14 protein-coding genes are annotated in these 22,818 nt (G+C 65.5%); 7 read left to right on the top strand and 7 right to left on the bottom strand.

Translation table 11 applies throughout. The features are described 5' to 3' along the window. Positions 1–11: 11 nt before the first annotated feature. The 6 genes from OU999_01740 to OU999_01765 all read right to left on the bottom strand — a co-directional run bounded on the left by OU999_01740 (position 12) and on the right by OU999_01765 (position 9,812). Entirely contained in the window at positions 12–1,400 is a 1,389-nt protein-coding gene (locus tag OU999_01740) for a glutamate--cysteine ligase (GenBank protein WAC23941.1), read from the bottom strand. A 102-nt stretch (positions 1,401–1,502) separates the two neighbouring features. Next, positions 1,503–2,264 (bottom strand): 16S rRNA (uracil(1498)-N(3))-methyltransferase, encoded by a 762-nt coding sequence (locus OU999_01745; protein WAC23942.1) that lies wholly within the window; start codon positions 2,262–2,264, stop codon positions 1,503–1,505. 33 nt (positions 2,265–2,297) lie between these two features. Next, positions 2,298–6,344 (bottom strand): CHAT domain-containing protein, encoded by a 4,047-nt coding sequence (locus OU999_01750; GenBank protein WAC23943.1) that lies wholly within the window; start codon positions 6,342–6,344, stop codon positions 2,298–2,300. A gap of 450 nt (positions 6,345–6,794) precedes the next feature. Next, positions 6,795–7,016, bottom strand: a complete 222-nt coding sequence (locus OU999_01755) for a hypothetical protein (GenBank protein WAC23944.1) — start codon at positions 7,014–7,016, stop codon at positions 6,795–6,797. Between the two features lie 241 nt (positions 7,017–7,257). Continuing rightward, positions 7,258–8,931, bottom strand: coding sequence for an amidohydrolase family protein (locus tag OU999_01760; protein ID WAC23945.1), 1,674 nt, complete (start codon positions 8,929–8,931; stop codon positions 7,258–7,260). Continuing rightward, on the bottom strand, positions 8,928–9,812 hold the full coding sequence (locus OU999_01765) for an NAD(P)-dependent oxidoreductase (GenBank protein WAC23946.1): 885 nt from the start codon (positions 9,810–9,812) through the stop codon (positions 8,928–8,930). Before OU999_01765 ends, OU999_01760 begins: the two co-directional genes overlap by 4 nt. A gap of 59 nt (positions 9,813–9,871) precedes the next feature. On the opposite strand from OU999_01765, the gene OU999_01770 reads away from it, so the two are divergent. The 7 genes from OU999_01770 (at position 9,872) to OU999_01800 (ending at position 21,730) form a co-directional block, all read left to right on the top strand. Further along, a complete protein-coding gene (locus OU999_01770) occupies positions 9,872–11,098 on the top strand; it encodes a threonine ammonia-lyase (GenBank protein WAC23947.1) in 1,227 nt (408 codons plus the stop codon). A gap of 330 nt (positions 11,099–11,428) precedes the next feature. After that, a complete protein-coding gene (locus OU999_01775) occupies positions 11,429–12,184 on the top strand; it encodes an arginyltransferase (protein ID WAC23948.1) in 756 nt (251 codons plus the stop codon). 54 nt (positions 12,185–12,238) lie between these two features. Continuing rightward, complete coding sequence (locus OU999_01780; protein ID WAC23949.1) at positions 12,239–14,509, top strand: BamA/TamA family outer membrane protein; 2,271 nt, start codon at positions 12,239–12,241, stop codon at positions 14,507–14,509. Further along, entirely contained in the window at positions 14,509–18,711 is a 4,203-nt protein-coding gene (locus tag OU999_01785; protein ID WAC23950.1) for a translocation/assembly module TamB domain-containing protein, read from the top strand. Before OU999_01780 ends, OU999_01785 begins: the two co-directional genes overlap by 1 nt. A gap of 239 nt (positions 18,712–18,950) precedes the next feature. After that, positions 18,951–19,862 carry an alpha/beta hydrolase gene (locus OU999_01790; GenBank protein WAC23951.1) on the top strand — a complete coding sequence of 304 codons (912 nt, stop codon included), beginning with the start codon at positions 18,951–18,953 and terminating at the stop codon, positions 19,860–19,862. After that, a complete protein-coding gene (locus OU999_01795; protein ID WAC23952.1) occupies positions 19,859–21,097 on the top strand; it encodes an aminotransferase class V-fold PLP-dependent enzyme in 1,239 nt (412 codons plus the stop codon). The genes OU999_01790 and OU999_01795 overlap by 4 nt, the downstream gene beginning before the upstream one ends. A 108-nt stretch (positions 21,098–21,205) precedes the next feature. After that, positions 21,206–21,730: a DUF2239 family protein gene (locus OU999_01800; GenBank protein ID WAC23953.1), complete on the top strand. Its 525-nt coding sequence runs from the start codon at positions 21,206–21,208 to the stop codon at positions 21,728–21,730. 31 nt (positions 21,731–21,761) lie between these two features. Here OU999_01800 and OU999_01805 read toward each other — a convergent pair whose 3' ends face one another. Then, complete coding sequence (locus OU999_01805; protein WAC23954.1) at positions 21,762–22,808, bottom strand: tyrosine-protein phosphatase; 1,047 nt, start codon at positions 22,806–22,808, stop codon at positions 21,762–21,764. Between the last annotated feature and the right edge of the window lie 10 nt (positions 22,809–22,818).

Here is a 22,818-nt window from a genome sequence, read left to right on the forward strand (position 1 = left end):
AGCAACGCCGGTCAGAACTGCATCGCGCCGTAGATTCGACTGAGATCGCCGCCCCATTCGCCATGGTAGAGCGCGAGCAGGTCTTCGGCCGGGGTCTTGCCGCGCGCGACGACATCGCGCAGCGGTTCCAGGAAGCCGGTTTCATTGTCGCCGCTGCTGTTCAGCCGCGCTCGTGAGGCAAGGCCCGATGAGGCGATGTCGAGCACTTCGGCTGCGATGTCGCGTAGCTTGCGACCCCCGGCGATCGGCGCGTCGAGGCCCAGCTTCGGCACCGAATCGCGCAGCGCCTGGCGCTCCTCGATCGTCCAGCCCTTGACCACGTCCCAGGCGGCATCGAGCGCGCCCTGGTCATAGAGCAGGCCGACCCACAGCGCGGGCAGCGCGCAGATGCGGCTCCACGGCCCGCCATCGGCGCCGCGCATTTCGAGGAAGCTTTTCAGGCGCACTTCGGGAAAGGCGGTCGAGAGGTGATCGTTCCAGTCGCTCAGCGTCGGCCGCTCGCCGGGCAGGGCAGGGAGCTTGCCGTTCAGGAAATCGCGGAAGCTCTGCCCCGCCGCATCGATATACAGGCCGTCGCGGAAGACGAAGTACATCGGCACGTCGAGCATATATTCGACATAGCGCTCATAGCCGAACCCGTCCTCGAACACGAACGGCAGCATGCCGGTGCGCGCAGGATCGGTGTCGGACCAGATATGGCTGCGGTACGAGAGCATGCCGTTGGGCTTGCCCTCGGTGAAAGGCGAGTTGGCGAACAGCGCGGTTGCCAGCGGCTGGAGCGCAAGGCCGACGCGGAACTTCTTGGCCATGTCGGCTTCGCTGGCATAATCCAGATTCACCTGGATCGTGCAGGTGCGCAGCATCATGTCCAGCCCCATGCTGCCGACCCGCGGCATATGGTTCAGCATGATGCCATAGCGGCCCTTGGGCATGATCGGCAGTTCGGCTCGGGTCTTGTCGGGCCACATGCCCAGACCCAGAAAGCCCTTGCCGGTCTTTTCGCCGATCGCCTTGACCTGGGCGAGGTGCCGCCCGGTCTCTGCGCAGGTTTCGTGCAGGTTTTCCAGCGGCGCGCCCGACAGTTCGAGCTGGCCGGCAGGCTCGAGACTCACCGTGCCATCGGGGCCGCGCATCGCGATGACATTGCTGCCGCCATCGGGGGTGCGTTCCTCGACCGGCTCCCAGCCGAATTCGGTCAGCGCCATCAGCAGGTCGCGAATGCCGCCGGGCTCGTCATAGCTGGGTGCGTGGAAGTCGTTGCGACAGAACACGAATTTCTCGTGCTCGGTGCCGATGCGCCAGTTCGCCTTGGGCTTTTCGCCCGCCGCCATCGGCTCTGCCAGCTGCGCAATCGAGGTGATGACGGGATCGTCTTCACCGGTGGTGGTACGTGTACTCATCGCTGCGCCCTGAACCCCTGAATATTCTGTCGCCGGTGCTTTAGTTGCGCCTTGCAACCCATGCCAGCCTTAAAATCTGTAATGGGATCAATGACCGGACAATCAAGGGCCCCAGTCGCCATTCGCCGCCATCCAGACAGAGGTCGCGACGATGGCAGCAGTCTCTGCCCGCAGGATGCGCGGGCCCAGCGAAACCGGCACTGCTGCCGGATGCGCGCGGATCGCGGCATTCTCGGCATCGGTAAAGCCGCCCTCGGGGCCGATCAGCACCGCTGCCGGACCGGAATGGTCGCGTGCTGCCTGTGCCAGCGAAACCCCGCCCTGATCGTGCAGCCGTTCATCGGCGAAGAACAGGTGCCGCCCCTCGGGCCAGGCCTTGAGCAGCGCATCGAGCCGGGTGAGCGGCGCGATCTCGGGCAGGGCGGTGCGCTCGCACTGTTCCGCCGCCTCGATCATCGTGCCGCGCAGCCGGTCGTCCTTCACCTTGTCGACCACCGCCCGGTCGGTCAGCACCGGGACGAACCGCGCAACGCCCAGTTCGCAGGCCTTTTCGGCGAGAAAATCGAACCGCGCCTTCTTGATCGGCGCCGCGCACAGCCAGAAATCGGGCACGGCTTCGCGCGGACGGGTCTGGCCTTCGATCTCGAGCATCAGATCGCGCTTGCCGCGGGCTGTCACCCGGCCGAGAAATTCGCCGCTGATATCGTCGAACAGCTTCACCGCCGCGCCTTCGGCCAGCCGCATCACGTTGAGCAGATAATGCGCCTGATTGCCCTCGATGCGCAGCGCTCCGCCCGTGGCGAGCGGCTGATCGGTGAACAGGCGCGGGGCAGAGCGCGGCGGCCAGGCAGGGGTTGCGGTCATGCCCTACCGACTAGCCCGCGCGCGCGCCTGCGTCTAGCGCGCCCCGTCGCCGATCAAGGTAAACGGCGCCCAGGCATTGGGATGGGCGAGCGTGTCGCTGTCTGAATCCTGGCTGGCATCGTTGCGGATCTCGCGCATCGCCTGGGCAAAGGCTTCGGCGCGGGACAGCGCGGGGTTGTCGCGCGCGATCTCGATCGTGCGCACCGTCATCTTCGCCGCGACATCGTCGCGCACCGGCCAGTGCGAGGCGAGCAGGTTGCGCGCGCCGGCATAGAAGAACGCGCGGGCCAGGCCCGACAGTCCGGGCGCGCCTTGCGAACCATCGCCCGCAGCGGTGTTGCAGGCTGACAGGATGACCCAATCGGCATCGAGCTTGAGCGTGGCGACTTCGGACGCGGTGAGCAGCCCGTCATCGGCCTCGGACGGCGTAGCGGGCGGGGTGAAGACTAGGCCTGGCTCTGCCGCGCCTTCGATCTCGCCCGCCATCAGCCCGTGCGTCGCCAGCGCGAGAATGCGCGCGTCGGAAAGCCGGGCCTTGCGGACATTGGCCTCGGTGGCCTGCGCGCCGGTCATCACGCTGGCGGGGCTTGCCCCCAATGCAGCGCGCATCGCGGCAAGCTCCTGCGCGGTACCCGGCAGGCGCGCCATCGATTTGAGCGTCGCGATATCGACCACGCCGCCGCCCGATCGCGTCGTGCCTTGCGCAAAGACCTGCGATGCGGCGAAGCCTTGCGGCCTGGCGCGACGCGGATCGCGGCCCTTGCCCTTGACGAATGCCCCGCGACCACCGCCGCCGCGCACGGCGACCGCGCCTTCCAGCACCGGATCGCCAAAGCCCATGAACGGCTGGCGGTTTGCCGCGCCGCCAGCGGGTGCGGTGCCCAGCTTGTCGCGCAGGAACTTCAGCGATTGCAGCGAGGGGATCTGGATCAGCGCATGGGCATCGGCGAACCATTTGGTGCTGCGCAAATTGGCCGGATCGCCATCGGCTCCGGTCGGCTTTTCCGTTACCAGCATGCCGAAGGGCAGGGAGGACAGTGCCCCACCTGCCGCGATGAACACATGCCGCTTGCCCTTCAGCCCGGCCTCGACCGGCGCGATCAGGCTCTGGTACAGCGCAAAGGCGGACTGGCGATCGAACGGATAGGCGCCTTCGCCCTCGTTCGACCATTCGGCGTCCTCGACCGTATCGACCTCGACATTGGCCCCGACATCCCAGAGCAGGCGGCGGACGAGCAACGCCACCTCGCGCTTCTTCAGGCCGGCCCGGTTCCAGTTGACCCCGCTATCGGTCACCGTGATGACATGCGTGCCGAATTCGGACGGCAGCACCAGCAGCAGCGCTTCGTCAGGCTGCATCAGGTCGATGATCTGCTTGGCATCGAGCGGACGTGGCTGAACCAGATCGAAATATTGCGGGAAGCGGCCGAGCAGGATCGTATCGATATTGGCGGTCTTTGCCTCGATCGCGCTGCGTTCCGCGTCGATGGCAGCGACCTTTTGCGGCGTATCCGGCGCGCCGGAGCCCAGCACCAGATTGCGTTCGCTGCCCAGCGCTGCCCAGCGGTCGCCCAGTTCGCGCCGCTGGCGGACATAATCGCCCAGCCCGCCTGCGCTGTCGGCGGCGGCGCGCGCAGCCGATTCTGCCACCGCCTGGCCCGCGGGGCCGTCCATCGCCTCTTGCGCGGCGACGATGGCGCGCACGAACATGTCGGCGCGACGATCGGGCTGCACCTCGCCCAGTTGCCAGGCCGCGTCCATCAGCGTGGAGAAGTAAAAGGCTTCGTTCTCGGTCGGCTGCTGGCCGGCAGCGGCAAGGCCCCGCCTTTTGCCGACAATGCCGCGCTGGGTACGCAGCGCTTTCACCGTCTGTTCGGCAATGCGAAACGCTTCATCCTCGCTGCCCTTGCGGCTGAGCAGCGCAATGCCGAAGCTGTTCAGCGCCTGTTGCGTGAACGGATGGTTCTTGCCGAACTGTGCCTCATAGGCGGGTACCAGCTCGCGGTAGAGCGGTTCGGCCTCGGCATAGCGACCCTGGAAAAACAGGCACAAAGCGAGGTCGTTCAGGCTGTAGAGACGTTGCGGGTGCGTCTTGCCCAGCAACCGGGTGCGCGCCTCCAGCGTGCTTCGGATGACCGGCTCCGCCTCGGCAAAGCGTTGCTGGTACATCAGCAGCGCGCCCAGATTGCCCGCATAGATCAGCGTTTCGGCATCGTCCTCGCCCAGCACATTTCGGCCCAGGTCCAGCGCTTCGCGATAGAGCGGTTCGGCCTTGGCGAACTGCTCCTGCGCCTCATAGGTGCGCGCCAGGTCGTTGAGCGTACGGATGCGGATCGGCGAGGCCTGGCCATATTCGCGGGTCGCAACGTCGATGATCCGTTGCTGCAGCGTCTCCGCCTCGGGGAAGCGGCGCTGATCCTTGAGCACAATGGCGAGCCGACCCATGGCGTTCAGCGTATCGCGCTTCTGCTCGCCCTGGGTGCGGATATAATCGCTCACCGCCTCGGCCAGCCAGGGTTCTGCCGCCGGGTTCAGACCCTGGTCGGCGAACAGCTGGCCGATAGAGACCTTGGTGGTAATGGTGGCGGGATTGTCGGGGCCGTTCAGTTCCTTGCGCAGCGCCAGTTGCTCGCGCAACAGGGCCTCCGCTTCGGCAAATCGGCCCTGGGATTTGAGATTGAACGCAAGACCATTGAGCGGCGGCAGGATGTCGGGCGTCTTGCGGCCCTCCAGCTTTTCCCAACCGGATACGGCCTGGCGAAACAGCGGTTCGGCATCCTTGTGGCGGCCCATGGCATCCAGATTGACCGCCACGTTTGTCGTCATCGCCACGGTCGCGGCGTGATCGGTCCCGAACAATCGGATCGTCGTCTCGCGCGCCTCGGCCAGCAGCGGGGCGGCCTCGGCAAACCGGCTCTGGTCGCGCAGCACATCGGCCAGCGTGTTGAGCGCGACAAAGGTTTCGGCGGCGTCTGGACCGTTGATCCGGCGGCGTTCGGCCAACAGCGTTTCAGCCAGCTTTTGTGCTGCCGAAAGATCGCCGCTGCGCCGCAGGGCCGCGATCTCTTTGGCCAGTTTTGTCAGCCGCGCCTCATCCGCGCTGCCTGCAGGCCCAGCGCCTGTTTGCGCGGCGGCCTGTTGCGTCTTGGCCGGTGCATCGGACGTGCGATAGCGCTGCGCGGCATTGGCGATCTGCCGGGTCAGCGGCGCATCAGGACCCAGGGTAGCGGAAAGCCGCGCAGCGGCCTTGTCCATCTTTTCCAGGCCCTTGGCGGACTGACCCGCCAGGATCTCGTCCGCGCCGAGCAGCGCCAGCGCGGTCAGCGTGTCGACATGGTCTGCACCCTGCTTGCGCTTGCGGCGGTCGTACACGTCTTGCAGCACCGTGCCTGCGGTCTTGTGGTCGCCGATGTCGGTGAGCAGCATGCCGTAATTCTGCGCGAGCTTCAGCGTTCCCGGCGCATCCTCGCCCAGCGCCTTGCGCATGCGCGCATAGGTGTCGGCATAGCTGGCCCTGGCCTCATCCTTCTTGCCCTGATCGGCCAGCGCCACCGCAACCTTGCCCTGCAGTTCGAGCGCGGCTTCGCTGTCCGCGCCATATTGCTTGGCATAGCCTGACTGGACCCGGCGATAGAGCGCCTCTGCCCGGGCCGGTTCGCCCGCGCGGTTGAGGGCACCCGCCAGATTGTCGGCGGCAGGCAGCGTCTCGGGATGATCCTTGCCGAACCGGGCCTCGATGGCGGTCAGGATGGCTTCGAGTTCCTTGGCGGCATCCGGGAAGCGGTTTTGCTGGAACAGCGACAGCGCCAGCGCGGTGCGTGTTGCCCGTGCGAGCGGGTCAGCGCCGTCGAGCGCGGTGCCGATGTCCTGCAACAGCGCGCGCGCCTTGCGCTCGGCATCGACGGGCCTTCCCGACCGGTTGAGCTGCTCGATCTCGCGATTGGCCTGCTCGATCTGCCTGGAATCGGGCGCGAACGCACTCAGCGGGAGCGATGCCAACAGCATGGCGCTGCTCGCCAGCGCCAGGATGCGCAGCGAAATACGAGGATTCTGGGTGATATCTGGCGAGCCGGAACGCATCGATTGCCCCGCAATGGATCGGCAAGGCTTAGTGCCATGATGCCGACAGATGGGCGCGACCCGAATGTGCACCTTGTGCGCAATTCCGTGCCGCTGCGCAAGGGGCAGGGCGGTGCGTCAGGCTATGGGATGGGGGGGCAGAAAAATATAAGCCCGGGCGCGATGAGAAGGGGGGAGGATCGCGCGCCCGGGCTCATGTTTTTTAGGACGGCATTGGAGGGGGGGCTTGGTCTGCCGTCCTGAATGAAAAACCCATATGCCGATATTAGGTTCCAAAAAATTTTCGCCGACGATAATTTTTTTGAATGCGCTTCGAGGAGCTGCAGCAACTCCATGAAAATGCGGCACAAACGCACCCGTCGCCGGATAGCCGACACAAAAAAACGGGGCCCTAAGACCCCGTTCTCTTGATTCAGTTGGACCAGAGCGGTCCGACCATGCCTGAAATAATCAGGGGCTGGTCGGGCTGTCGCTGTCCTGGTCAGCAGCGATCACGATGCCACCGATCACGGCAGCAGCAGCGACGACACCGATGATGATGCCGGTGCTGCCTTCGGCTTCGCTCTCATCGCTCGAAGCAGCCGAAACGCGTGCGACACTGGTCTGAGCCAGTACCGGCGTTGCGGCGACGGCAAGTGCGGCAAGAGCTGCCACAGCAAAACGATTCTTCATTATAGCCTCCGTCACGTATTCAATTCATCACCAAGATCTTTTTAAAATCAAGGCTTTGCAACCCGTTGCGAAAAGAGTGTTTTACGAGCTCTTCCCGACGCTCAATGCCCAACTAGGCGGAAAGTTCCCAGCTTGCAAGCCAGTATTGGGCTCTCGTTCACCGTAAAAAAGCTTTTGTGGCAGCCTGTTGCAAGCGGGCAACGAATGGTTTCTGCATGGTTAACACCGGGTCCATCATCGGTCAGCCACCTTCGCCGCGCTGGTAGCGGCGCACCCCGCCGACCCATGTTTCGACGACCTTGGCTCCGCGCAGTTCTCCGGGCGTACTCAGCAGCGGATCGACATCGAGCAGGATGAAGTCGGCGCGCATGCCGGGCATCAGCGTGCCGAACCGGTCTTCGGCAAATCCCGCATAGGCAGCGCCGCGCGTGAACGCATCGATCACCTCGGTACGGCCCAGACGCTCTTGCGGCTGCCACCCGCCGAACGGCTGGCCTTGCGCATCCTCGCGGGTGATGGCGGCGGCCAGCCCGGCAAAGGGATCGGGCGATTCCACGGGCGTGTCGGAGCCGAAAGCGAGCGGAACCCCCGCCTGGCTCAGCGTCTTCCACGCATAGGCCCCCGCCAGCCGGGCCGGGCCCAGCCGCGCCTCGGCCATCAACCGGTCGGAAATCTGGTGGACCGGCTGCATCGAGGCGATGATGCCGTTCTTGGCGAAGCGCGGTATGTCGACCGGGTCGATGATCTGCGCGTGCTCGATGCGCCAGCGCCGGTCGCCCTTGTAATCCTTGGCCAGTTCCTCGATCGCCGAGAGCGCCTGCGCGTTTGCGCCATCGCCAATGGCATGGGCGGCGACCTGGAAATCGTCCATCGCCGCGCGGCTCATCAGATTGAGCAACTGGGTATCGTTGACGAATGCAAGGCCGCGCTCGCCGGGCTTGTCGGCATAATCGGCCTTGAGCATCGCGCCGCGCGAACCGAGCGCGCCATCGAGATACAGCTTCACGCCATTGAGCCGCAGCCTGTCCTCGTAAAGCCAGGGGGTGGGACGCGGGCCGCCGATCGCGACCATCGCCTCGATCCCGGCGGCATAGGACATGATGCGCACGCGCAGCCGCCCCTCGTCACCGGCCCGGCGATAGGCCTGCCAGTCGTCGATCGTGGTGCCCATATCGGCGATGCCGGTAATGCCCAGCGCGAGCAGATGGTCCTGCGCGGCGATCAGCGCGGCATCGCGGTCCACCGCGCGCGGCGGCGGCACGGACTTGCTCACCAGTGCTTCGGCGGCATCGACGAACACGCCTGCCGGCTTGCCACCGATGCGCTCGACACGGCCACCGGGCGGGTCCTTGACGTCAGGCTTGACGCCCGCGACCTGCATCGCGGCGCTGTTCGCCCAGCCGGCATGGCCATCGACCCGCTCCAGCCATACCGGGCGATCGGGCACGACGGCGTCCAGATCTGCGGCGGTCGGGAAGCGGCCCAAGCCCCATTTCTCCTGGTTCCAGCCGCGCCCGATGATCCACGGGCGGCTGGGATTCTCGTCGGCATAGGCCTTGATCTTGGCCAGCGCCTCTTCCAGCGTCCTGGTGCCGCTGAGGTCGAGCGTCAGCAGCGAAAAGCCCAGGCCCATGACATGGCCATGCGCGTCGATGATGCCGGGCATCAGGGTGCGGCCGTCGCCGTCGAGTCTGTAGTCGATCTTTTCGGGGCGCTTGTCGCGGCGCTCGAGCAGGGTCTTCACCTTGCCGTCATTGTCGATCACCAGCCCGGTGAAACTGATCACCTTGCCCTTGGCATCGAGCGTCATGCCGTTGACATTGTCGATCAGCCCATCGGCGAGCGCGGGCGTGGCCGCGCTGGCGAGCAGGGCGGCGGCGAGTGCGGCGGTGCGCACGAACAGTGATCGCCTCATTTGCGCGGCAGCCTGCGGATCAGCGCGCTGGTATCCTGGCGACCTGCGCCCAGATGCTGCGCCTCGGCAAAGAACTGGTCGAGCAGGGCGGCAACCGGGAGCGATGCGCCATTGTTGCGCGCCTCGTCGAGCGCGAGCCCCAGATCCTTGCGCATCCAGTCGATGGCGAAGCCGAAGTCGAAACTGTCTTCGGCCATGGTCTTCCAGCGATTGTCCATCTGCCAGCTTTGCGCAGCGCCGCCGGAGATCGCCGAGAAGACCTTGTCGAGATCGAGCCGGCTGGCCTGGGCAAAGCGCATCGCTTCGCTGAGCCCGCCCAGCACGCCTGCGATACAGATCTGGTTGACCATCTTGGTGGTCTGCCCGTCGCCCGGTCCGCCGACATGGACGATGCGGGTGGAATAGCTTTTGATGATCGGGCGCGCGGCATCGACCGCATCCTTCTTGCCGCCGCACATGATAGCAAGCGTGCCGTTCTCCGCGCCTGCCTGGCCGCCGGTGACGGGAGCATCGACGCACAGGATGTTCTTGGCGCGGCCCTCGACCGAGATCTGGCGCGCGATGGTCGCAGAGACGGTGGTATGGTCGATGAACAGCGCGCCCTTGGGCAGCGTGGTGAACGCGCCCTGGCGGCCCATGATGACCTGGGCAAGGTCGTCATCATTGCCGACGCAGGTGATGACCGCATCGACGCCTTCGGCCGCGTCGGCGGGAGTCGCGGCGATGCGTGCCTTGTCCGCCAGATGCGGATGTGCCGCCAGCCAGGCCTCGACCTTGGCCGGGCTGCGATTGTACAGCGCCAGACTGTGGCCGTCATTTCCAAGATGGCGGGCCATCGGGCCCCCCATCACACCGATACCGATAAATGCTATATTTGCCATGGCGGTGCCTTAACGGATGTTTTCAATCCGCGCCATATCGGTTAGGGGCCGCAGCCGATATGACCAGCCCCACAGACCGCCTCACCCTGGATGATATCCGCGCCGCGCATGCTCGCATCGCCGGCTCCATCGTCCGCACGCCCACGCTTGTCAGCAGGACGCTGTCGGCGATTACCGGGGCGACGGTATATCTGAAGTTCGAGAACCTGCAGTTCACTGCGGCGTACAAGGAGCGCGGTGCGCTCAACTTCCTGTCGCAGATGAGCGAGGAAGCCAAGGCCAAGGGCGTGATCGCTGCGTCTGCGGGCAATCATGCGCAGGGCCTGGCCTGGCACGGCACCCGCCTGGGCGTGCCCGTCACCATCGTGATGCCCAAGCCCACACCCACCATCAAGGTGCAGCAGACCGAGGCCAATGGCGGCCGCGTCATCCTGTTCGGCGAGAAATATGACGATGCCTATGCGCATGCACGCGAGCTCGAAGCCAGCGAAGGGCTGACCTTTGTCCACCCGTTCGACGATCCGGTGATCGCGGCGGGGCAGGGGACGGTCGCCATCGAAATGCTGGAGGACGCGCCCGAGATCGATCATTTCGTGATTCCGATCGGCGGGGGCGGGCTGTTCTCGGGCATGGGCACGGCTGCACGTGCGCTCAAGCCCGATATCAGACTGACCGGCGTCCAGGCGCAGCTCTATCCCAGCATGTACAATACGGTGAAGGGCACCCAGTATCCGTGCGAGGGCGATACGCTGGCCGAGGGCATTGCGGTCAAGCAGCCGGGCGACTTCACCCGCGAGATCGTGCGCGCGCTGGCCGATGACATCGTGCTGGTGAGCGAGCCGCAGCTGGAAACAGCGGTCAGCCTGTTGCTGCAGATAGAAAAGACCGTGGCCGAAGGCGCAGGCGCTGCCGGGCTGGCGGCGCTGCTCGCAGAGCCCGAGCGGTTCAAGGGCCAGACGGTGGGCGTCGTGCTGTGCGGCGGGAATATCGATACCCGGCTGCTCGCCAATGTGCTGCTGCGCGATCTCGCCCGATCGGGCCGTCTGGCACGCCTGCGCATCGCGCTGCAGGACCGGCCCGGCGCGCTGTTCAAGGTGATGCGCCAGTTCGACGCGCATCAGGTCAACATCATCGAGATCTACCACCAGCGCGTGTTCACCAACCTGCCCGCCAAGGGCCTGATCACCGATATCGAATGCGAAGCGCGCGACCGCAGCCAGCTCGACGCGCTGGTCGCCTCGCTCAAGGCCAGCGGATATGATGTCGGCCTGGTAGAGGTGGCATAACTCTCTTCTGCCCCCTGTTTGCGCAGGAGGGTTCAGCCGAAGGGCGGCCGGGCCCGATCACTCTTGCCATGTCCTGTTCACCCCGGTCCGCAAGGCCGGGTGAGGAGAGGGAAGTCGCGTGTTGGCCAGCATGGCTGATGCCTGCGATTCAGCATGAATCGCGCTTTATCCACAGCCAGCCCGCGCTCTACCGCCGATTTGACTCGACTTGGCGCGCCTTAACCAAGAAAGTTGGTTAACCGGCTTGGCGGTTGCGGCGGTTGTCGAGCATAGCATGGCAACGGCTTTCATCCGCCGATCTGGACCATTTGGACAAGGACCGTTCCGTACGTGAGCGCACCGGCACGCTTTCCCCGCTTCTTCGTGACCAACCCTGGCCCATGCCCCTATCTTCCGGGCAAGAGCGAGCGCAAGGTGTTCACCGAGCTGAGCGGTCCGCATGCGGACGAACTCAACGACGCGCTGAGCCGCATCGGGTTTCGTCGCAGCCAGAACGTCGCCTATCGTCCCAGCTGCCTCGATTGTCGCGCCTGTGTGTCGGTGCGCGTGGTGGCAGACAAGTTCGTGCCCTCGGTCAACCAACGCAAGTTGCTGAAGCGCAACCGCGATCTGATCGTTTCGGCCTGCAAGCCCTGGTCGACACAGGAGCAGTACGATCTGCTGCGCCGCTATCTGAAGACCCGGCACCCGGGCGGCGGCATGTCCGACATGGACGACATGGATTATGCCGACATGGTCGAGCACACCCCGGTGCGCAGCTATGTCATCGAATATCGCGAGCCCAACCCCGATGGCAGCGCCGGCAAGCTGGTCGGCGCGTGCCTGACCGATCAGCAGGGCGATGGCCTGTCGATGATCTACAGCTTTTACGAGCCCGACCATCCGACCCGCCGGGGCCTGGGCAATTACATCATCATGGATCATATCCAGCGCGCCGCGCGCGCCCGGCTGCCCTATGTCTATCTGGGCTATTGGGTAAAATCTTCGCCGCGCATGCAGTACAAGATAAAATACCAGCCGCTGGAACTGCTTGGCCCCGATGGCTGGCACCCTTTCGACCTTGAACGGGACGGCGCTGGCGCATAACCACTATTTTGATTTCGGGCGGGAACCCGCCTGCGCTGAAAGCATATAGGGTTGATGAGGCTGGGTGATCGCGCGCGTCTGTGTAAGGCGGGAACACTGGTCATGCTGGCCGCTGGCTGCGCATGGCCGGGCTATGCGCACGCGCAGCAGGTCCCCGCTACTTCCAGCGATGTTGCGGCTCAATCGTCCGAACAACCCGAACTGCCGGCGCCCGAGGCGGAAGACCCGCTGGGCATAGACCCGCTCGCCCCGCTGGATCAGCTTCCCGGCATGGAAGTCGAATGGCCCGATGGTGGCGACATTCCCGCATGGCCGGGTGAATTCACTGCCGAAGATACACTCCCCGCCGATACCCAGGCCGCCGATGCCTCGGATCGCACCGATGGCGATGCTGTGGCTACGGGCATTGACGATGTCCGCGATGGCCTCGCCGCACTGCCGGGGGACGCGGCGGTCGATCCCCTGCTCGAAGGTGAGGAAGGGGACGCTGCCCAGCGCCGCGCCGAACGCGAGGCGGAGCGCGAGCAGAGGCGCGCCGAGCGCCAGGCGCTGCGTGAGCTCGATGATGGCGATGTGCGCTACCGTGTCACGGTCAACTTCCTGCCGTCCGAGGACCTCGCCGATCTGGACCAGGATGCCTTTCGCGATCGCTTCCAGTCGCTGTCGACCCTCGAGCGACTGTCGGACGACGACGCCAATCTGGCCCAGGTCAACCGCCGCGCCCGCGACGATAACGACCTGCTCGATACCATGCTGCGCGTCTATGGCTATTATGATGGCGAGGTGCGCAATTCAGTCGCCCGGGTGGCGGGGGAAGATCGGGTTGCGCTGAATTTCGAGGTGACGACCGGCCCGGTCTATCGCCTGAGCGCGATCGATCTCGCCGGGCTGGACGCGGTGGGGGTCGACGTGCCTGCGGCCCGCGCGGTCTTTGCCATGCAGGTGGGCGATCCGGCCAATTCGGACAAGATCGTCGCCGGGCGTCTGGCGGTGCTGACGCGCTTGCTGGAAACCGGATTTCCGTTTGCGCAGACCGGCGAGCCCGATCTGCTGATCGACCACGAGGCGCGCAGCGGTGCGCTGACCGTCCCTGTCACCCCCGGCGGCCAGTATCGCTTTGGCGGCATCATCGCCAACGATCAGGGGCTGTTCGGGTCGCGGCACCTGCAGCGGATTGCGCGGTTTGCGCCGGGCGATATCTTCCAGGCGTCGGAGATGGACGATCTGCGCCGCGCGATCCTCGCAACCGGGCTGGTATCGACCGCGACCCTGACCCCGGTCGCTGCGACCGATCCCGTCGGCAACGAGCCCGGGACAGTGGATGTCACGGTAGAGACCGTAGCCGCACCGCTCCGCACGATCGCGGGCGCAGTCGGCTATGGTACTGGAGAAGGCTATCGCGCGGAGGTCAGCTGGGAACATCGCAACTTTTTTCCGCCCGAAGGCCTGGTCCGCGCGCGCGCTGTGGGCGGCACGCAGGAACAGCTCATCAACCTGGTCTTTCGGCGCAACAATTTCCTGAAGCGCGACCGGGTGCTGACCGCTCAGGTGCTGGCCAGCAACATCAATCGCGATGCCTTCGAGGCACGGACCTTCCTGGTTGCGGCCTCGCTGGAGCGGCAGACCAACCTGATCTTCCAGAAGAAATGGACCTGGTCGCTGGGGGCGGAGCTGGTGCTGTCCGACGAACGCGACAGCCGGGCGCGGATTGTCGGCGGTGCAAGGCAGACGTTCTTCATCGCCGCGTTGCCGACGGCGCTGACCTATGACGGCACCGACAGCCTGCTCGATCCGACCAAGGGTTTCAGGCTCGGCGGGCGCGTCTCGCCCGAATATTCGCTGCAATCGGGCAGCAAGGGCTATGTCCGCATCCAGATCGACGGCAGCTATTACCAGCCGATATCGGACAGGATCGTGCTGGCAGGGCGGGCGCGGCTGGGCAGCACGCTCGGCGCGGACCGCTTCGATATCGCCCCGTCGCGGCGGTTCTATGCCGGTGGCGGCGGGTCGGTGCGCGGCTATGGCTTCCAGCGGATCGGCCCGCGCGACGGCAATGATGATCCGATCGGCGGCAATGGCCTTGCCGAATTCTCGCTCGAGGCACGCGTGCGCTTCGGCAATTTTGGCGTCGTCCCGTTCTTCGATGCGGGCAATGTCTATGCCGGCAGCACCCCCGATTTCAGCGGCATGCGCTATGGTGCCGGTATCGGCGTGCGCTATTACAGCAGCTTCGGGCCGTTGCGGCTCGATGTCGGCACGCCGCTGAACCCGCAGACGGGCGACAGCCGCATCGGTATCTATATTTCGCTGGGACAGGCTTTCTGATGGCGGATGAGCCGGTGACCGACGCCGTGTCGTCGCAGCCCCTGGCGCCGGCGCGCAAGCCGGTGCGGTGGGTGCGCGGGCTTGTCATCGGCGTGCTGGTGCTGGCCGGCCTGGTGGCAGCAATGCTGTTCGGGCTGGACAGCGGGCCTGGCCGCCGCTTCGTCGCCGAGCAGATTGCCGGCTATCAGCTCAAATCGGGCCTTTCGCTGCGCGTCGCACGGATAGAAGGGTCGATCTATGGCAAGGCGGTGCTGCGCGGGGTCGAAATCCGCGATACCAAGCGCGTCTTCTTCACCGCCTCGACCGTCGATCTCGACTGGCGGCCGTTTCGCTTCCTCAACAACCGGCTCGACATTCGCGATCTGGTCATCCGGCGCGGCGAGTTGCGAAGCCTGCCAGAACTGAACCCGGGCGACCCCGACGATCCGCTGCTGCCGGCCTTCGATATCCGCATAGACCGGCTGCAGGCCGATGGGCTGGTGATCCGCGATGGGATTGCCGGGCCGCGCCGGGTCGCCAATATCGCGGGCAAGGTCGATATCCGGTCGGGCCGGGTGCTGGTCGATGCGCGCGCTGCGCTGGCCGATGGCAGCGACCGGCTGGCGGTGATGATCGACGCCATCCCCGATCAGAACCGGCTGATGATCAATGGCGACATTGTCGCGCCTGCAGGCGGAGCCATCGCTGCGCTAGCAGGCCTGACGCAGGACATGTCTGCCTCGGTCAAGGGCCGGGGCGATTGGAATTTCTGGGAAGGCAAGTTGGCTGCCCGCCTGGGCGACCGAGAATTGACCGCGCTCGATATCAACCAGCGCGAAGGCCAGGTGCGCATCCGGGGCTTTGTCCGCCCCGAGCCGCTGATCGGCAACAGCTTTACCCGCGCGCTCGGCCCTGCCATCGGCGTGGTCGCGCGCGGCACGCTTGACGCGCGCGTGCTGTCGGGCATGGTCGCGCTGGCGGGCCAGGCTGGGACGATCAATGCCAATGGCGCGATCGATCTTGGCGAAAACCGTTTCGACAATGTTGAGCTGCTGGCCGCACTGTCTCGCCCGCAACTGCTCGCAGAGGGGCTTGAGGCGCGCAATCTGCGCGGGCAGGTGACGCTGAAAGGTAGCTTCGGCGAACTGGAAGCGCCCTATCGCCTCTCGGCGGACCGGGTTGCAATGGCCGGTGTCAGCGCCGAAACGCTGCTGGCGCAGGGCACGATAACCCGGCAGCAGCGCGATTTCACCATCCCCGTCAAGGTCAGCGCGACGCGCGTCGCCACCGGCAATGCCTATGGCGACCGCCTGGCGAACGGCCTGCGCGGGCAAGGCGTTGTGCGGATGCGCGACGGCATCCTCAGCAGCGATCCCATCAGGCTGGTCAGCAACAGCCTTGTCGCGCTGGTCCAGCTTTCGGGCAGCAGCCAGCGCGGACGCTATCTGGCCGTCGCTGATGTCCGCCTGCCTGCCTTCGGGGTCGAGAATGTCGGTGATGCCGATATCGATGCCAATCTGCGCCTGGCCTTTGGCGGCGGTGCCGCCTGGGATCTGCTGGGCGATGTCCGCGTGCTGATGCGCCGTGTGGTCAACGAGACTGTGGTCACCCTGATCGGGCCAGGCCCGCGATTTGCCAGCAAGTTCAGCTATGGCGCCGGCCAGCCCTTCGTGCTGCGCGATGCGAGCCTGGCGGCGCAGAAGCTGGCGCTGATCGGTGGCGGCCGGCTGGAGCCCGATGGCCGTATCGTGCTGCGTGCCAGCGGTCGTCACCGCGATTACGGCCCGCTGGATGTGACGGCAGATTCCATCCGGGGCGACACGCGTGCGGTGCTGACGCTGGAAGATCCGCTGCCTGCGCTGGGGGTGCAGGATCTGCGGCTGGCGCTGGGCACCGTGCCCGATGGTTTCTCGGTCGATGTCACCGGCCAGTCGGCGCTCGGTCCGCTCGAAGGTGCAACGCGCATCTTTGCGCGCGAAGCCGGGCGGACGCTGATCCAGATCGAGCGCTTCACCGTATCGCGCGCGCTGTTTGCGGGCGATATCTATGCGACCAAGGCGGGCATCGAAGGCGCGCTCGACGTCTCGGGCGGGGGCATTACCGGCAATGTTACGCTCGATCCGCGCGCCGGCGGGCAGGGCGTCAAGGCGTTGCTCAACCTTGCCAATGCGCGCTTCGATGGCGAGGTGCCGATCACCATCAACCGGGGCGCAGCAGAAATTGATGCGCTGATTGCCGAAGGGCGCAACACGATCGTCGGCAGCATCCAGGCGCAGGGCATCGGGCGTGGGCCGCTGTTCATCGGGCGACTGGCGGCCAATGCCAATCTGGTCAATGGTGAGGGCAGGGTGACCGCGTCGCTGGCCGGTCGGCGCGGCAGCAATTTCGAGCTCCAGACCAGTGCGCAGATCGCCGGCAATGCGATCACGCTTGCGGGCAATGGCCAATATGGCAACCGGCGGCTGCGGCTGGTGCGTCCGGCGCGGCTGACAAAGCTCGAAGACGGCGGCTGGAGACTGGCGCCTGCGGTGCTGCGCGTCGGTCGCGGGCGCCTGGGCGCGCAGGGGCGCTTTGGCGGCGGCCTCACCGAACTCAGCGCGCAGTTCAACACGGTGCCGCTGGCGCTGTTCGACGTTGCGGTGCGCGAGCTTGGCTTTGGCGGTAACGCCTCCGGCACGCTCAACTATCGTCAGGCCGATGGTGGCTTGCCGACCGGCAAGGCCAGTGTGAAGCTCGACAACCTGACCCGTACCGGCCTGATCGTCAGCTCGCGCCCGGTCGATATCGCTGCCAATCTGGCGCTGACCGCCGATGCGCTGGCGGTACGCGCAGTGATTGCCGAGCAGGACAAGACCGTCGGCCGCGCGCAGGCGCGGATCGGCAATCTGCCGCAGGGTTTCGACCTGTTCGGCCGTTTGCAGCGCGGTACGCTGGCAGGGCAGCTTCGCTTCAACGGTCCGGCGGACTCGCTCTGGCGGCTTCTGGGCATCGAGGCGTTCGACGTCACCGGCCAGGTCGGCGTCGCAGCGGACCTTTCAGGCTCGCTGCGCGATCCCAGCATCAACGGCATTCTCGCCACCCGCACCGCGCGGCTGGAAAGCGGGCTTTCGGGCACGGTGATCTCCGACATCGTCTCGCGCGGCCAGTTTAACGGATCGCGGCTGACGCTGACCAGCTTCAGCGGCAAGGCCGGATCGAACGGCACGATCACCGGGTCGGGCTATGTCGATTATGGCGGCCTATTCGCCTCGCCATCGCAAGGCGTCGCGGTCGAGATCAAGGCGACGGCGAAGAATGCGCAACTGGTCAATCGCGACGATTTCGGTGCCACCGTCTCGGGGCCGCTGACCATATCATCCGATGGCACGACCGGGACGCTGGGCGGCGATGTCGTGCTCAATCGGGGGCGCTTCCGGCTGGGCCAGTTCAACGCTGCTGAAGCGCTGCCGGTGATCAACGTGCGCGAAATCAACCGCCGTGCCGACGAGGCCCCCCGCCGCGAGCGGCCCGCCATCTGGCGCTACAATGTCAAGGCGCGCGCGCCCAACCAGTTCACCGTCACCGGTCTTGGCATCAACAGCGAATGGGCGGCCAATATCACGCTCACCGGAACGGTCGATGCGCCGCGTATCAGCGGCCAGGCCGATCTGATCCGCGGCGAGTATGAATTTGCCGGTCGCGATTTCGATCTCGAGCGTGGCCGCATCAGCTTCCGCGGGGAATCGCCGCCCAATCCGGCGCTCGACATCGCGGCCTCGGCCAACCTCACCGATCTCAACGCCACCATCAACGTGCGCGGAACGGGCCTGGCGCCGGAGATCAGCTTTACCAGCACCCCGGCGCTGCCCGAGGACGAGCTGCTCGCGCGGTTGCTGTTCGGATCGTCGATCACCGATATTTCCGCGCCCGAGGCGGTGCAGCTTGCAGCGGCGCTGGCATCGCTGCGCGGCGGCAGCGGGCTCGACCCGATCAACGCACTGCGCGGGGCGATCGGGCTCGATCGTCTGCGCATCGTCGAGGGCAACCAGACCCTCGGCCAGGGCACCAGCATTGCGGCGGGCAAGTATATCACCCGCAACACCTATGTGGAGATCGTCACCGACGGGCGCGGCTATTCGGCCACCCAGGTGGAATTCCAGATCACGCGCTGGCTGTCGCTGCTGTCGTCAATCTCGACGATCGGCCGGCAGAGCGCCAACGTGCGGATTTCGAAGGATTATTGAGCTTGGCGCGAGCTATCCCTGAACACCGCCGCTCAGCCTGAGCCGGTCGAAGGCCACGCGCTTTGGTGGTGGCCTCAAGCTGCATCTTGCACCAGCCAACCCTGTAAGCGAGAAGGCATGGTGCGAAAGCGGTCTTGGCTCGATAAGGGTTCTTTGTGAAGGGGTTGCGCGGGGCCTTTGACAAGCTGAGGCTGAGCGGACGTGGATGCGGACGGAACACCTAGGGGAGGAACCACATTGTGCGAACGGTTACATGGGGAGCAATTGGCCTGGCGGTTCTGCTGCTGGGGATCAGGCTCGTCGATGGGTCGCAGGTCGCAGCCATGCTGAACGACGACAAGCCGATCATGCAATGGCCCGATCTGCTTGATCAGCCGCGCCCCCAGCCGGACCGCACGATCACCTATGGCAAGGATGCGCTGCAGCTGGTCGACCTGTGGTTGCCCAAGGGCGAGGGACCGCATCCGGTGGTCGTGATGATCCATGGCGGCTGCTGGCAGACCGAAATCGCGACACGCGACATCATGAACTATATCGCCGATGATCTCCGCAAGGACGGGATCGCGGTGTGGAATGTCGAATATCGCGGAGTCGATCGTGGCGGCGGCTATCCCGGCACCTATCTGGATGTCGGCGCAGCGGCGGACCTGCTGGGGGCTGAGGCCAAGGCGCTCAACCTCGACCTTACGCACACCATCGCCATCGGCCATTCTGCTGGCGGACATCTTGCCCTTTGGCTGGCCGCGCGTCAGGCGCTGCCCGAGGGTGAGCCGCTGCGTGGCGCGAAGCCTCTGCGGATCGACACCGCGATCAGCCAGGCCGGCATTGCCGATCTGCGCGCTGCGATGAAGCGCACCGGTCATGCCTGCGGCACCGACGCACCGACACGGATGGCGGGTGAAAAGTTCGCGCTGACCTCGCCTCCCGAAATGCCGGTCAGCACCGCGCAGCAGATCCAGTTCCACACCGACAAGGACAAGATCGCTCCGCCGGCCTATGCCGAAACCTATGCCGCAGACATGAAGAAGCGCGGGGTCACGGTCGAAAACCATGTCCACGGGCCTGAAGGCCATGTCGAGCTGATCGCGCCCACCAGCCGCAGCTGGGCGGCGCAAAAGGCGCGGATCAAGCAGTTGCTGGGACAGAAATGAGCATGGACTATCCTTCGCTTGCCGAGGCAGAAGCACGCGATGCGGCCGATCCGCTGTACGCCTGGCGCAACCGGTTCACGCTGCCCGAAGGCGTGATCTATCTCGACGGCAATTCGCTGGGTGCATTGCCGACCGCGACGCGCGCACTGATGCGCGATGCGACCGATCGGCAATGGGGCGAGGGGCTGATCCGCAGCTGGAACGATGCCGACTGGATCGGCGCGCCGCGCCGCGTGGGCGACAAGATCGCTACGCTGATCCGCGCTGCGCCGGGCGAGGTGATCGTCTGCGATTCGGTGACGGTCAACCTCTACAAGCTGATGGGGGCGATCCTCGCGGCGAGGCCGGGCCAGGGCAGGACGATCCTGACCGAGAGCGGCAATTTCCCGACCGACCTGCATGTTGCTGCAGGAATTGCTGCGCAGCATGGCCTGGTGCTGGATGCCTGCCAGCGCGGCGAGATTGCCGATCGCATCGGCCCGGACACCGCGCTGATCGTGCTGACTCATGTGCATTACAAGACCGGCGAGCGGTTCGACATCGCCGCGGTGCAGGCACTGGCCGACACGCATGATGTGCCGCTGATCTGGGACCTGTCGCACAGCGCGGGTGCCGTGCCGCTGAACATGGCCGCGGATGCTGCGCGCTTTGCCGTGGGCTGCGGGTATAAATATCTGAACGGCGGCCCCGGTGCCCCGGCGTTCCTCTATGTGGCCGGTGAAGCGCTGGAGTTTCTGGGGTCTCCCATTCAGGGCTGGATGGGCCATGCCGCCCCCTTCGCGATGACCGATGATTATGCCCCGGCACCGGGTATCGAGCGTTTTCTGGCAGGCACGCCGCCGATGCTGTCGCTGCTCGCGCTGGAAGGCGGGGTCGACCTGATGCTGGAGGCGGACCGTGATGCGCTGTGGACCAAGTCGCAGGCGCTGTTCAATTTTCTCATCCAGTTGATGGCGGCGCGCTGCCCGCAGCTTGAGCTGATTACCCCGGCGCGCGCAGATCTTCGCGGCAGCCATGCCAGCTTTGCGCATCCGCAGGCCTGGCCGATCAACCGCGCGCTGATCGACGCGGGCGTGATCGGCGATTTCCGTGCACCCAATGTGCTGCGGCTGGGGCTGACCCCGCTCTATCTGGGCTTTGCCGATCTGTGGCACGCGGTGGATCGGCTGGCCGCGATCATGGATGAAGGCCGCTGGCAGCGTAGCGAGTACAGCGCCCCGACACGGGTGACCTGATGATGCAGCACTCCCATGGCGTAGATGCGCATAAATTTATCCGGGTGTAATTGACAGATATTATACCCGGATGTAATTGGATGCCCACAGCAATGGGGTGTCAGCACAATGTCCAGTTTCACGGCCTTTCTTGGCGGCAAGCAGATTGCTTCCGGCAGCAGCGACGATGTTGTCAGGGCGATCCGCGATAGCCTGCACCTTCACGATGGCGCGCTTCTGGTGTTCGATGACGAGACGGGGCGGGTCACCGATCTTGATTACCGGGCCGTCGCTCAGCAGGGGGCCGGTCGTCCCAGGCTTGGCGTGAAAGCGCGAGAGGTCACGCTGCTGCCGCGCCACTGGGAATGGTTGTCCGGTCAGCCCGGCGGTGCATCCGCTGCGCTGAGGCGGCTGGTCGATGCGGAGCGGAGCAAGGGGCAGAGCGAGCACCAGCGCCGCGACGCAGTCTACCGGTTCATGCAGGCCGCTTGCGGCGATATGCCGGGTTACGAGGAGGCATTGCGGGCGCTTTACGCGGCGCGCCGTGAAGATTTCCTGGCGGCGATTAACCCATGGCCAGCAGACATGGTACGCTATATCGCCAGGCTGCTGACCGGATCTTCCGATGAGCCGGGGGCAGAACCGGGCGCATAACGACGGGGTTCAAGCCAGGCCGGGCGGCGCCCTATTCCAGATACAGCGACCGCAGCCTTGCGACATCCACCGCAGTCACTCCGAGCGTCGCCAGATAACCTTCGACACCGCCATAATCGCGATCAATCACCTCAAAGAACTGCGCGAGATGCGATTTACCCGAGGCGGAATAGAGCGGCTCTGCCTTCACTCCGCCGGGCTTTTTCGCGGCGGCGGCATAATATTGGACGATCGGGTTGGTCGGATAGTTGGCCGGGTCGAGCGGCGGCATTTCGTTCTGCGGGCGGCGCAGCTGGGTGGAGAGGTGATAGTCCGCCAGGATCGTCTCGCGATCCACGCCGAGTGCGCTCAGGATCAGCGCCGAGGCAATGCCGGTGCGGTCCTGCCCCGCAGAGCAGTGATACATCACCGCGCCATCATCGGCGAGCAGCCGCTTGAACAGCGAGCGGTACTGGGGGGCGAGCAGCTTTTCCATGCCGGTATAGACATATTCGCCCTTCATGCTGCCCATATTGGCCATCAGGGGTTTCAGCGAATAGTCGTTCGATACGAACAGCGCGCCGGTGCGGTCGTCGAGCAGCGTGCCTGCGACCTCGCGCTCCTCGAGCGAACGCAGATCGACGATAGTGCCGATCTGGAGTCCGCCGAGCAGCGCGTAATCATCCTCGGTCAGCAGCGGCAGCGCGCCTGAGCGGAACACCTTGCCCCAGCGCACCGTCTTGCCGCCTGCGCCCTTGTAGCCGCCCAGATCGCGGAAATTCGATCCCTTGGCGAGCGGCAGCTCGCGCTCTGCGGTCAGCGTCAGCGAGGCATCGCCGCCATCGCGCAGCACCAGGAACTGGCGCTTGGTCGAAGGCAGCGCGACAACGGCCTCACCCTTGCGATTGGCCTTGACCACGGGCACGGCCGCCCCGGCCGCAACCGGAGTGTCAGTGACGATGATGTCGACCGGATCGCTGTCCTTCCAGCTGACCTTGACATGATCGGCATCGACGCGGCTGACCGTGACATTGTCTATGGCAAGGGCAGGCGCGGAGCCAGCGAGCAGCACCAGAGCGAGAGCGGTCTTGAGGCGCATGTCAGTCTCT

Origin of the sequence: Blastomonas sp. SL216 (assembly GCA_026625625.1) — a bacterium.
Taxonomy (GTDB): domain Bacteria; phylum Pseudomonadota; class Alphaproteobacteria; order Sphingomonadales; family Sphingomonadaceae; genus Blastomonas.